This window comes from Caulobacter sp. DWR3-1-2 (assembly GCF_049896225.1).
In the GTDB taxonomy this organism is placed as follows: domain Bacteria; phylum Pseudomonadota; class Alphaproteobacteria; order Caulobacterales; family Caulobacteraceae; genus Caulobacter.
Map to the genome: position 1 here is coordinate 236015 of NZ_JAFCTW010000001.1, position 11880 is coordinate 247894.

General features: G+C 64.8%; 7 protein-coding genes, 1 tRNA gene and 1 pseudogene. 1 reads left to right on the forward strand and 8 read right to left on the reverse strand.

All coding sequences use genetic code 11. The features are described from left to right. Positions 1-303 precede the first annotated feature (303 nt). The 3 genes from ACP696_RS01145 to ACP696_RS01155 all read right to left on the reverse strand — a co-directional run bounded on the left by ACP696_RS01145 (position 304) and on the right by ACP696_RS01155 (position 5005). Complete coding sequence (locus tag ACP696_RS01145; protein WP_426011625.1) at positions 304-921, reverse strand: hypothetical protein; 618 nt, start codon at positions 919-921, stop codon at positions 304-306. Positions 922-1143: 222 nt separating this feature from the next. Further along, on the reverse strand, positions 1144-1797 hold the full coding sequence (locus tag ACP696_RS01150) for a transglutaminase-like cysteine peptidase (RefSeq protein ID WP_426011624.1): 654 nt from the start codon (positions 1795-1797) through the stop codon (positions 1144-1146). 1186 nt (positions 1798-2983) lie between these two features. Further along, on the reverse strand, positions 2984-5005 hold the full coding sequence (locus tag ACP696_RS01155; RefSeq protein WP_426011623.1) for an acyltransferase family protein: 2022 nt from the start codon (positions 5003-5005) through the stop codon (positions 2984-2986). A 762-nt stretch (positions 5006-5767) separates the two neighbouring features. Here ACP696_RS01155 and ACP696_RS01160 point away from each other — a divergent pair. Then, a complete protein-coding gene (locus ACP696_RS01160) occupies positions 5768-6181 on the forward strand; it encodes a hypothetical protein (protein ID WP_426011622.1) in 414 nt (137 codons plus the stop codon). A gap of 593 nt (positions 6182-6774) precedes the next feature. On the opposite strand, the gene ACP696_RS01165 is transcribed toward ACP696_RS01160, so the two are convergent. The 5 genes and pseudogenes from ACP696_RS01165 to ACP696_RS01185 form a co-directional block, all read right to left on the reverse strand. Beyond that, on the reverse strand, positions 6775-6942 hold the full coding sequence (locus ACP696_RS01165; protein WP_426011621.1) for a hypothetical protein: 168 nt from the start codon (positions 6940-6942) through the stop codon (positions 6775-6777). A gap of 582 nt (positions 6943-7524) precedes the next feature. Beyond that, positions 7525-7770 (reverse strand): annotated as a pseudogene (locus tag ACP696_RS01170) (protein CapI); the annotation flags it as partial. 176 nt (positions 7771-7946) lie between these two features. Beyond that, a tRNA-Asn gene (locus ACP696_RS01175) sits at positions 7947-8021 on the reverse strand. A 193-nt stretch (positions 8022-8214) separates the two neighbouring features. Continuing rightward, complete coding sequence (locus ACP696_RS01180; protein WP_426011620.1) at positions 8215-10470, reverse strand: glycoside hydrolase family 3 C-terminal domain-containing protein; 2256 nt, start codon at positions 10468-10470, stop codon at positions 8215-8217. Between the two features lie 62 nt (positions 10471-10532). Then, on the reverse strand, positions 10533-11555 hold the full coding sequence (locus ACP696_RS01185) for a LacI family DNA-binding transcriptional regulator (protein ID WP_426011619.1): 1023 nt from the start codon (positions 11553-11555) through the stop codon (positions 10533-10535). Positions 11556-11880: the final 325 nt, after the last annotated feature.

Genomic DNA, 11880 nt, shown 5'->3' on the forward strand with positions numbered 1-11880 from the left:
TCCCGTCACCCAACGCCTTTTCTCCGCGGGCCCTTGTCCTGCCCTGGTGCAATGCGTGGGACGACTGTATTTGTTCGCCCGCTGCAGTGACCCGGGACGAGCTTGGGGGGCCGTTTCACAGCACTCGGTTTGAGGCCAGTGGGCAGTCCGCGACGCCAGAGGAAATGGAGATCTGAGTCGACGCGGCGGACGGCTCTCTATGTCCGAAACATGCCGCAAGCAGCATAGCGACTGGGGGCCCGATCTTTCGCGTCCGAACGGCTCATCAAGGCGGGACGCCTCCCTGGGAAAACGCGACCCTTTTTAAGGCGTAACCCCTTTAAGGTCGGCTGGAGCCGCCGCCAGACCGTCGAAATAGAGCGCGCGATCCTCGTCCACATGGGCCGACGAAATGATCGCCAGGGTCGCCGAATGAAGCGGAGAAAGTGCGATGCTGTCGCTCGATCCATCCTCGGCGCCCCCCCCGATGGCCGCTGGCGCGACGTTACTCTGCAGCCTGGCGCTCAGGCCATCGAGTCGCCTTTGCGCCTCGTCCGTTGCGTTGACGCGGATGGACGTCCTGGTCCTCTCGTTTAGCTTGGGGTCAAGTCGCAAGGTCACAAACTGCCCGTCCTCAACCACTGATCGATAGAGGGCCGCCGCCGCGTCGAGTCGCTCGCTGGCGGCATAGGCCGAAGCAAGGTTGAACCGTGAGAGGATGGACGGTCGGGCGACCAGGGCCTTTTCGAAGATGGCGCTCGCCGACCAGGGGCGTGCACACGCATAGGCCGAGCGCCCAACCACATTGGCGCCCAGAAGGTCCTCGGCGGCCGTTTTGACTGCTGGAACAATCTCGTCGGGTCGGCCGCAGTTGGTCTGGGCGGCTGCAGAACCGGCACCGACACTGAGGAGGGCGACAAGAGTGAGGACAGATCTGCGCATCAAAAATTCACCATGCCTTGGCTTAAGGCTCTTACCAAAAGCTTTCCTGACCCGGAAGGTTCCCGCTGAGGTCTCGGCCTGTACCCGCTTTGCGGGATTGCCATGAAGTCGTTCTGGTATCACGCCGGCCCAGATCAGCCTAGAGGCAGGAATTCAGCGGGCGAGCGTCATCTCCGTGCGTCACGCGAGCGCGCCCCCGCGTCTCGCAGCCTGGAACCTGGATTACGAAGCCGCGGTGATTTGGGACGCTCTTGAAGGCAGGCCCGGAGCGGGTATGGTCATCCACTCGAACACCTGTCCCGGAGCCTGGCGCTCGCGCCAGGTGTAGGGGGCCAAATCCCAGCGCAAGATCGCCGGCGACAGGCTGTCGAGGACGACCTCGCCCGTGTCGCCGATGACGAGCAGGACGGCGTGGCTTTCGCCCCAACGCGTCTGGACGATGGCGATGGAAAGCGTTGCCGCAGGGACGCCTGACGCAATAAGGGCCTGGCGTTTGGCCAGGACATAGTCTTCACAATCGCCGGGGGCGCCGTCTCGGGTTGGCGACTGCCAATAGTCCGCCTTTCCGAAGGTGGATTGGTCGGAAGCCTTGCGGATGCTGTAGTTCACCCGGCGGTTGACCGTGTTGAGCAGCGTCCAGGTTTCGGGCGTGAGGGCCAGAACGGTGTCGGCAGCCGGTCGGGCACTCTCCAGGTCATTGGCGGAGAGGGCTGCCGGCGGCGAAGGTTGATCGGCCTCTGCGAATCCCGGAACGGCTTGGGTTGAGGTGAGCTCAGGCGACCCCGCACCCGGCACGCCGCCGATCTGCGCAATGCTTTGCGCGGAGGGATTGGAGGAGGCGGCGAAGTCGGACGCGTGAGAGGCGCCATCGGCCACGGGGGTCTCCGCCTGCTGATCGCCGGCTTCTGTCGCCGAAGGACGATGAGGTCCGCCCGTCATCGCCGGCTGCAGGCGGGGGGCGATGACCACATCCGGGCGGCCAGGCGAGCCGACGGTTGGAAGGCCATAGGGCCGGTCATATGCGTCACGACCCGCGCTGCGGGGGAGGGGCGTGTTGCTGCTGGGCGCAGCGGACTGGACCCTCACGCCGTTCGACGCAGGACCGGGGGCGGCGCCGCGCGCAAACACGTTTCGCCAGTAGAGTTGAGAGGCGTGTCGCGCGGCTGCGGCGGGGTTTCGTCCCTCTGTCGTTGAGGACTGACATTGTTCCGGGGTTCGGCGGCAGAACTCCAGGAATCCGCTCGGGGCCGGGACGGAGAGGCCCAAAGGCATGGAGACGTGCATGGCCCGATCGGCCTCGGCCGCCCGCGCGGATCCGCCTGCGGCTCCCGCAGCGAGAACGAATAGCGTTGCGGTGACGTTCAGTATCCGGCGCGGCATGTAGGGTTCTCCAGCCATGCGGAGACATTGACGCGCCGAGTCTAAAATGCGCTTTACAGCTATAGTTTTTGGGCTGTGATCGAAGATGGTTGATGGTCGTTAAGATTGGCGCGGCTGGCTGGATGCTAAGCAAAAAATACTGCTGTTCTAAACTCAAGAGAGCGTGCCGCTTTGCGATAGGACGGGCTTGGCTCCTTCGGAGCGCCTGGCTCGGCTGCATAGCGCCGAGGAAACCCGGAGCAAATCGCGGGTGAGGCGGCGGGGTTAAACCGTTCACGCCGGTCAGGTGGCCCTTGGATCAGCATGCACCGTCTGAATGAGCAGAGGTTAGAACGCCTAATCAATTACCAGGAACGCAGCTCGGGTAGCGTCGGCTTTATGATGCTGAAGAGGTCCTGAGGGTGCCCATGGATCGACCTGGGCATCCGAGCATAGGCGGTGTGTTCGTCCTGGGCTGACGGGAACCGGACTCACCCGGTCTTTCCTACGCCTTTTCGACCTTCCCGTTCAGGTCGCGTCCATTCGGCCGACATGGGGGCTGAACTCGATCCACGGGAACGTCGATCCGAGCAGACGCCGAAGGCCAGCGGCGACTAGGGCACAGACCTTGACCCTCCGCGTTGGCGTTGACGCCGGCCCCCGAGTCTCACAGTTCGGTCGAGAATCAAGCAAAAGCTGGCGTTCAGCGGCTGCCTTGATGTTCGGGGATCATGTCCCGATCGAGATAGGCAAACTCCGGCCGCACGACCATCGTAGACCGGATGTGGTTGTTGTCCATGTAGATGACCCTGCCGTCATCGGTCGAAGGGCAAGTTCGAGCGCCGCACATGGTGTCGCGTGGATCGACCACATCGACGCCCGCTGCGCCAGCCATGGCGATGAGGCGGTCGCGCAAGCGGCGCTGCGGCGCGGTCATCTGATCGCGGGGAATGCCAAGGGGAGCGACCAGTCTGCGGGTCAGAAAGGTCTCGGCGTACAATCGTCGTGGATCGTTGCTGAAGGCATAGGGCACGGCCAGAACCAGCGTGATCTGCCGTCCTGCGCGCTTGAGCCGTTTAAGTTCGATCCCCAGCCGGTCCACGGCCCGATCGACTTGGGCGAGGTAGCCGGCCTCATCCAAGGGCGTTCGGCACCCGCTTGAGGTGACGAAACAAAGCTTCCGCTGCAACACGCCCGTCTCCTGGGCGGGTTCGACATACCCGGACCAGAACGCTGCGATCACAATGTGATGGTATGGCTGGGTGAGCGCATAGTCGAAAGCGGCGCGATTGCGATCTGCGCAATTGTTGCCTGGCGTCGTAAGGTTGACCAAAGGCAGGGTCGGACATCCGCCCCGTGTCACGAGTGTTACGCCGCCGGGGCGGTTCTCGAACAACTGCGACACGCGTGGAGTTAGTTGCTGCGCGTGTGAATCGCCGATGATCAGGGTGTCGCGAGCTGATGGATCGCCGATCTGACAGATGGCGAGCAGGCCTTCGGAAATCTTTCCGCCGACACAGTCGGCTGGATAGCGACGATCAGACGTGGCGGCCCTGTAATCCCTGAGGGCGGCCTGAATCTCGGGCGACAAGTGGGCGATGCGGGGGGCCTCCAGTCCATTGCTCGATGCTGCGACAGCTCCAATTCCCAAAGGGATCGCAAGACCCGCCAATGCGGATGTCACGGCCAGCCTGCCCGTTCGACCGAACAGGCGTTTGCGCATCCGCACCTCAAAAGTCACATGCGACAGGGCGCCCAAAAGGACTGAGCCCACAACTCCCCCAACGATCGCGGGGACGTTGTGGCGCAGGCCCAAATAAGCCAGTCCAACGACGACTGGCCAGTGCCACAGATAGATCGAATATGACCAAGCACCGATCCGCTGCACGCCCGGTAAGTTCGACCAGCCGTCCCACCGCCCTCCCGCCCAGATGACGAGGGCCGTCCCCAGCGTCGGCAGCAGGGCGTTCCAGGCGGGCCAGATCGTCGTCGGGTCGAAGACAAGGATCGACACGACGATCATTCCCAGTCCTGTCGTGATGACGAGCGGGGAGGGCATGCGCGAGAACAACAGCGGATAGCAGGCCACGAGGCCGCCCAGCAGAAGCTCCCAAGCCCGGAAGGGCAGCAAAAAAAAGCTGGTCTTGACAGCTCCCTCGCCGAGCATACCCGCTGCCGCGCAGGCGACGAACGACAGAACGGTGCCTGCGATCATAACGGCGCCAAATCGACGCCGCAGGAAATCAATCCGCCAGATCAGCATCACAAAAATGGGGAAGGCGAAATAGAACTGCCATTCGACCGAGAGAGACCATGTGTGCAGCAGCCATTGGGCGTCGGCGCCGGGGGCGAAATAACCGTCCTGAGACCAGAACAGGATGTTGGAGGTGAAGGTAAGGGTGGCCAGAATGCTGATCCCGATCTCCCGCGCCGTCATGGGATCCAGTACTGTCAGGCCGAGCACGGCCAATACGAGACAGAGCACGGCGAGTGCGGGCATGATCCGTTCGGCGCGGGCCCGATAAAAGCCCCAAAGCGAAAACGTCTTTCGCTGTAAGGCGCGCGTCACGATGCCTGTCATCAGGAATCCCGAGATCACGAAGAAGACATCTACGCCGACATAGCCGCCGTTTATGCCCGGAACGCCGAAATGAAACAGGACGACCGCCGCGACTGCGATGGCGCGGAGCGCTGCGATATCCGGTCGAAAGGTCGGACTCTGCATTGGATTTCCGCTCCGGCTGACAGAACGGTCGTTCGCCCCCTGAACTTTAGCAACTCTCCATTCCCGCGCGCAATGATGGTCCGCCCTTGATGGGCAGTCTCTACTGACGCTGTAGAAGCCCGAGGCAGAAGCCTGAGGTGGGCGTTCGCAACTGGACTGCGGAAGGAGAGGCGGACGGCCCCGCCGACCCAGTGCGCGAACAGGTTCGGCATCAGGCTCCGCCATGCTTTAGACGCGAGCCCTGGTTTTCCTGCATGCAGTCAGCGATGAAGGATCCTGCCTTGATCAGCTCGGCGTTGACCCGATCAAGATCAGCGCGCAAGTCGGCGACTTGGCTGCCTGACAGCAGGATCCGGCTATGGCGCTGTTTCCTGACTACGGCGTATGGTGACGCTAGCTGAGGCTCCGTGCGAGGCGCCGGGCTTGCAAGGGGAATGATGCCTGCTGCCCGACATGTCTTCATGTCGCGCGATCGTCAGTCACCGCCGACGACCAAATGGTGCTGTTTGGCCCGTTGTTCGCAAAGACCATGGCATCATCGCAGCCACCAGCCAGCCAGCCAGCCCGTCCGGCGACGAGCGCACCTCTCGCCGAGGGGCGGCGAACTGTAGGGTTCATCACTTGTTGAGCATACCCTTTCACCGGACTTTGTGACACTCAGCGACACTTTCAGGACGGTTGATAGGACTTACCGTCCCATGCTTACGCCTCGACGCGTCCTCACTGCCTTGCGCGTCGCCTTCGTCGTCGGGCTGATCCCTCGTGCTTGGTCCCTTTCAGGGTCTGGAGCATGTGTTCGGCCTGACCGACAAGCCCGCTCACGCCATCGCCGCCTTCGCCGTCACCCAGATCCTGTTCGCCGTCGCTCCGCGGCGCCGACGCACCGACCTGGCCGTCGTCATGCTGGTCTTCGGGGTCCTGACCGAACTGGCCCAGGGCCTGACGGGCCGCAGTATGTTTTTGGCGGACTTTTCAGCTGATGCGCTGGGGATCGGGATCGCCTTGCTCCCCGGGATGATCGAGCAATTGCGTCGTCTCGTTCGGACATCGCCGGACGCCACCTTGGCCTCTCTCGCCTGGGCTGACCGAAGACGGGGCGGTTCTCGTCGCTCGCGGACCTCCGCGCCGCAACTGACCCGTCGGACACGCGATCGGGCCTCGCTCGACGGAAGATAGTGGCCGGAGCGGGGTCTCAGGCCAAGGCCCGTCAGTCGGAACAATAGGCGGGTGGTGACGTCTGGCCGCGTCGCGCCGCTGGATCGATGTCATCGCGCGGGACCTGACAACCGAACGCGCGTCACCGGCGCGGCGGTCTGGCGAACCTTGCGTCCCCTTGCGCACGCGAGGCGGCCGGTCTGGGGGCGATTCCGTCGAGCCTGACCCGTTCTGATCCGACGGCGCGGCGACGGGGCTGTGCAGGACGCCGCAGGACCGACTCCGCGCTCTGGCCAAGCCCGTGACCCCCGCCATCCTGTTGGCGTGTCTGATCTCCACGCACGGCCCTTCGGATCACCCTCGGCCAGCCGTCCTCAGCGCCGCGCGGCGCAAGTCCGCTCCCTTGCGGCATCCGAGCGCCGCCCTTGGACAAGCGCCCCAATCGAAGTCCCGCCGCTTCCCACGGGGAGCCGGACGGGCGAGGGCGATGACGGTCGGGAGGCGAGGCCGATCGGAAGGGCGTCGGCGAGCGGCCAGGCGCTCCCCCGAAATCGGCTTTGGTCCGATCCGTGCGGCCTGCCCGGCTTGCGAGTCCGCCCGTCCGGGGGGGCCGGTCAGGCCAGGTGGGCGGCGATCGAGGTCTTGAACCGGCGACCCTCGTTCGGGTCGTGCACCTTGACCTGCTGAAACAGCACAAAATGTGAAATCCGCTCCGCCTTCAGCCAGCCCCGCGCCTGTTGTCTCGCGTCGGATCGCGCGGGCAAATCAATCAGCGTCCCCATCCAATGCCGGTCCGCCCTCGCTGTTCCCCGAGGGCGCTGTCCAAACCAGCTCCGGCGCGTAACCGCAGGCCCCGTCCCCGGGACACGGCCGCCTGGCGGCTTGCGGGCGGTGTAGGCCCAATGTCGCGCCCGGCTCCGCCTCGCGCGGATCGCCTCGACGGGCTGGATGAAAAGGCTCGCCGTCTTCGAAAAGGCGGCGAGCCATGGCCCTTTCCCAAGCGCCCGGCGCGGGGTTCAACGCTCCGGTTCCACAATTGCACGGCGGCATGGAGGTTCTGGGCGCCTCGAACCGCGAGGCCATAGCCGCATGCGCGCCGCCGGTTGCGCGGCGGTCAGGGCGTCAGCGGCGATCTTGGCAGAAAACTCGGGCCGGTGAGCGTTTCGAGGAGACCCCCTCGCGGGCGAGGCGGGCCGACGCTCATCGTGCCGGACGGACCCGCATCGTCGGACGGCCGATCGCCGTGCCCGCCGGGCTTGCGGCGCGCCTGTGGCCTCGGGCGCGACGATCACGCGCCGGCGCAGACGGGGGGCGGACGAGGGCGTGGCGCGCCAACCGCAGGTTGTTCGGACGGTCCCCGCCCCCTATGAGACGGCGTTTCGACCGTTCCAGCTTCTCCACCATTCGACGAAGCGCGGCGGGCCATCGTCCAGCGCCACCTTGGGGTCATAGCCCGTCAGGGCGCGAAGTTTGGAGACGTCGGCATAGGTGGCGGTGACGTCGCCGGGCTGCATCGGACGCATGATCTTGACCGCCTCGCGACCGAGCGCCTTCTCGAGAATCCGGATCATGTCCATCAGACCGACGGGTTTGGAATCGCCGATGTAGAATTGCGGTATTGTCGAGTCGAGGGCGGATCAAAACCACGCCGACCACGGCGAATGGCGTTCGCCAGGCCCAGATTTTTCGGCCGCTACAGTCGAGTTACGATGTGGGGCGCAATGTAGGGCGCTCTCATCTCCACCCCCATCGAACCCCTTACCCATGAGGGCCTCGGGGGGAGAGGTGGCTCCGCGGGTAGGATTCGAACCTACGACCAGCCGGTTAACAGCCGGCTGCTCTACCACTGAGCTACCGCGGAACAGGTCGCCTCAGGAAGAGGCCGGGTGATAGCCGCCCGTTTAACTCGGTGCAAGCGCATTCGGACAAAAAAACAGCCCGACTTGCGTCGAGCTGTTGAAAGTCAGTGATGGTGGGGTGTCTTCAAGGAAGACCAGCCGAAATTGGGCCTTTATGGTTAATCAGACCTTAATTTGACCTGCGACCAAAAGGCTTTACCGGGGCTTCATCAGGCCGACCGGGATGGCCGCCACCGCCACCGCGACATCGACCTTGGCGGCCGTGTCGCGCGATGAGGCGCCCAGGGTAACGGTGTAGTCACCGGCCGCCACGGACCAGCCGTGGGCCTTGGAGTCCCAGGTCGCCAGCAGGCGCGGATCGACCGCAAGGGTGACGCTTGTTGTGGCGCCAGGAGCCAGATCGACCTTGCTGAAGGCGGCCAGGCGCTGCGGCGCTTCCCAGCCTCCCGCCTTGGGCGAGACATAAACCTGCGGCACGGCCTTGCCCGCCCGGGGGCCGGTGTTCTTGACGTCGAAGCTGACGGTCACGACGCCGTCCTTGCTGGTGGCCTTGAGGTTGTCATAGGCGAAGCTGGTGTAGGACAGGCCGTGGCCGAAGGCGAACAGCGGCTGGTGGCCCTGCTTGTCGAACCATTTGTAGCCGACCGCCGCGCCCTCGATCGTGTAGTCGACCGGGAAGCTGTCGTCGGGCTTCTTGGGATCACCGTCCAGCACGGGGCGCGGCAATTGCGCCAGCGCCGCTGGGAAGGTGACGGGCAGCCGGCCCGAAGCGTCCACTTCGCCGGTCAGGACGCGGGCGATGGCCTCGCCGCCCGCCGAGCCGGGATACCAAGCCTCGACCACGCCGCCCACCTTGGGCAGCCACGGCATCAGGACCGGGCCGCCGGTCTCCAGCACCACCACGGTCCTGGTGTTGGCCGAGGCCACCGCGTCGATCAGGGCGTCCTGATTGTTCTCCAGGGTCAGCGGGCTGTCGAACGACTCGCCGTTCCATTGGGTGGCGAACACCAGGACGACGTCGCTGTCGGCCGCCAGCTTCGCGGCGGCGGCCAGATCCTTGCCGTCGGCATAGCGGATCTCGGCGCCGGGCAAGCGCGCCTTCAGGCCCTTGAGGGGCGAGGAGGGGAAATAGATCATCGGGCCGGGCCAACTGGCTGGACCTTCGCCCGTCACCGCGCGGCCGCCGATCGGATAGACCTGCGACGAGCCACCGCCCGATAGGACACCCACATCGGCGTGGCCGCCGATCACCGCGATCTTCTTGGCCGAAGCCGCGAGCGGCAGCAGGCCCTTGTCGTTCTTCAGCAGGACGATGCCTTCCTCGGCGTCGGCCTGGGTGACCTTGGCGTGCGCCGCGTAATCGATGGCGGCGATCTTGACCGGCTTTTCGACCACGCCACTGGCGAACAGGCCGCGCAGGATACGACGGGCCATGTCGTCGAGGCGGGCCTGTGAGACCTCGCCCTTGGTCAAGGCGCCTTTCAGCGGGCCCTGGAAGAAGTTCTGCTTGTCGAAGGCCTGGCCGGCGGATTCCTGGTCGAGGCCGGCGTTGATCGCCTTGGCGCTGGAATGCACCGCGCCCCAGTCGGACATCACGTAGTTCTTGAAGCCCCAGTCTTGCTTGAGCACCTTGTTGAGTAGGAAATCATTCTCGCAGGCGTAGTCGCCGTTGAGGCGGTTGTACGAGCACATCACCGAATGTGGGTCGGCGTCCTCGATGGCGAACTGGAAGGCCAGCAGGTCGGAGGTCCGGGCGTCGGCCTCGCCGATCTTGGAGTCCAACACGAAGCGTCCGGTTTCTTGGCCATTCACGGCGTAGTGCTTGATCGTCGAGACGATGGCGTTGGACTGGATGCCCTTGATCTGGGCCCCGACCATGCGGCCGGCCAATAACGGGTCCTCGCCGCCATATTCGAAATTGCGGCCGTTGCGCGGCTCGCGAACCAGGTTGACCCCGCCGGCCAGCATGACGTTGAAGCCGGAATCCCGCGCTTCCGAGCCGATCATCGCGCCGCCCTTGAAGGCCAGGTCGGGGTTCCAGGTGGCGGTGGTGGCCATGCCGGATGGCAGGGCTGTGCGTTCGCGCTTCTTGGGCTCGCCGCCCTGGGTGGCCACGCCGACGCCGGCGTCGGTCTGGAACTGGGCCGGAACGCCAAGACGCGCGATCCCCGGCACATAGCCGGCCGAGCCAGGCAGGGCTTGGGGCACGCGGGTGTATTTGGGCGCCATTTCCGAGCCGAAGAATCCGAAGATGATGGTCATCTTCTCGTCTTGGGTCATGGCCTTCAACGCCAGGTCGGCGCGGGCGTCGGGGTCGAGGCTCGCATCCAACCACGGCTGCGTGGCCGGGTAGGCGGCGGCGGTCTGAGCCTGCGCGGCTTGCGACACGGCGGCGATGGACACGCCTAGCATCAAGGCCAGGGCCAGGCCCTGCACGGATTGTCGGTTCATAGTACCTCCCACATCATTCTTGGCGTCGGCGAACGCTCGCCGACGCATTCTGGCGTTTGGCTCTAGCCGGCCCGAGCGGGGCCGGTGGATTCGCGGATGACCAGACTATGCTGGGTCAGGATTGTCGCCGCCGACTTGCCCAGCGCCTCGTTGGCGTTCCAGGACGAGAAGGCGGTGATGGCCCGGCGAGTCATCTGGTCGAAGGGTTGGCGAATAGTCGTCAGGGACGGCCAGATGGCCGCGGCGATTGGCGCATCATCGAAGCCGACCACCGACAGTTCGTCGGGCAGTTTCAGACCGCGACGCTGGGCTTCCATGCAGGTCGCTGCGGCCATGTCGTCATTGGCCGCGAAGATGGCGGTAGGTGGATCGGCCATGTCTAACAGGGCCTGGGCACCGATCAGACCGCCTTTGAAGGTGAAATCGCCAGGCACGATCAGCGCGGGGTCGGGGCGCGGCTTGCCGGCGGCGGCGTAGGCTTCGTTGAAGCCGTTGCGGCGCAGGGTGCTGGCGGCGTGGTCCGGGTGGCCGGCGATGTGGCCAATCCGCGTGTGGCCCAGGTTGAACAGATGCTCGACCACCTCGCGGGCCGCAGCGCGATCGTCCATGACGATGCCGGGCGACTGCGAATCGGGGCTGGTTGGCGAGATCAGCACGCAGCGCACGTCGTGCTCGCGCAGCAGGGTCTTGAGCGGCGCGAAATCGCATTCCGGCGGCAGCAGAACCATCTCTCGAATGCCGCCTTCGGTGACGAAGGCGCGAATCCGGTCTTCCCAGCGCGCCATGTCGCCCTCGACCAACTCGGCCGTCAGGTGGCGGCCGTTCTCGAGGCAGGCGACCATCAGGGCGTGATGGACGCGGGTCTGATAGCCGCCGCTGGGGTCGCCCATCAGGATGCCGACCGCCGGAGCGGTCTGCGAGCGCAGCGTGCGCGCCACGGCGTTCGGCTGATAATTCAAGGCTTGCATGGCGTTGCGGACGCGTTCGCGAGTCTTTGTGGTGACGCTCTCGTGGTCGTTCATGACCCGCGAGACCGTCTTGGGCGACACTCCCGCCTGAAGCGCCACATCATGGATCGTCGCCATTACGTCGTCGCACCTAGGGTTCAAATTTCTCGGCGTCGCGCCTGATCACTGGAACCGCTACCGCTTGCCAGCAAGGAACCCATAGCCCAACCCGACAACGATGTCATGCCTGAGGACATTATTTGTCTGTAATAGACATCCAGTTGGACATTTATGGACACTTCGAGACATTTCATAACAGCGATTTCTCGCGCAGCGGGGGAAAGCAACTACCTAGTCAGGGCTGGGCATGGCTTGGTGGCCTGCCAAACGCCGACTCTCAAGCCTTCCCGGTGTAAGGTCGGTCCATCCCTATCAGGGTGAATTGATAAGTATCATCAGAGGT

Bases quoted from the DNA above. Each gene is read 5' to 3' on its own strand.
- ACP696_RS01165 (WP_426011621.1), bottom strand. From the start codon at position 6,942: ATGGGGACGCTGATTGATTTGCCCGCGCGATCCGACGCGAGACAACAG.
- ACP696_RS01185 (WP_426011619.1), bottom strand. From the start codon at position 11,555: ATGGCGACGATCCATGATGTGGCGCTTCAGGCGGGAGTGTCGCCCAAG.
- ACP696_RS01145 (WP_426011625.1), bottom strand. From the start codon at position 921: ATGCGCAGATCTGTCCTCACTCTTGTCGCCCTCCTCAGTGTCGGTGCC.
- ACP696_RS01180 (WP_426011620.1), bottom strand. From the start codon at position 10,470: ATGAACCGACAATCCGTGCAGGGCCTGGCCCTGGCCTTGATGCTAGGC.
- ACP696_RS01155 (WP_426011623.1), bottom strand. From the start codon at position 5,005: ATGCAGAGTCCGACCTTTCGACCGGATATCGCAGCGCTCCGCGCCATC.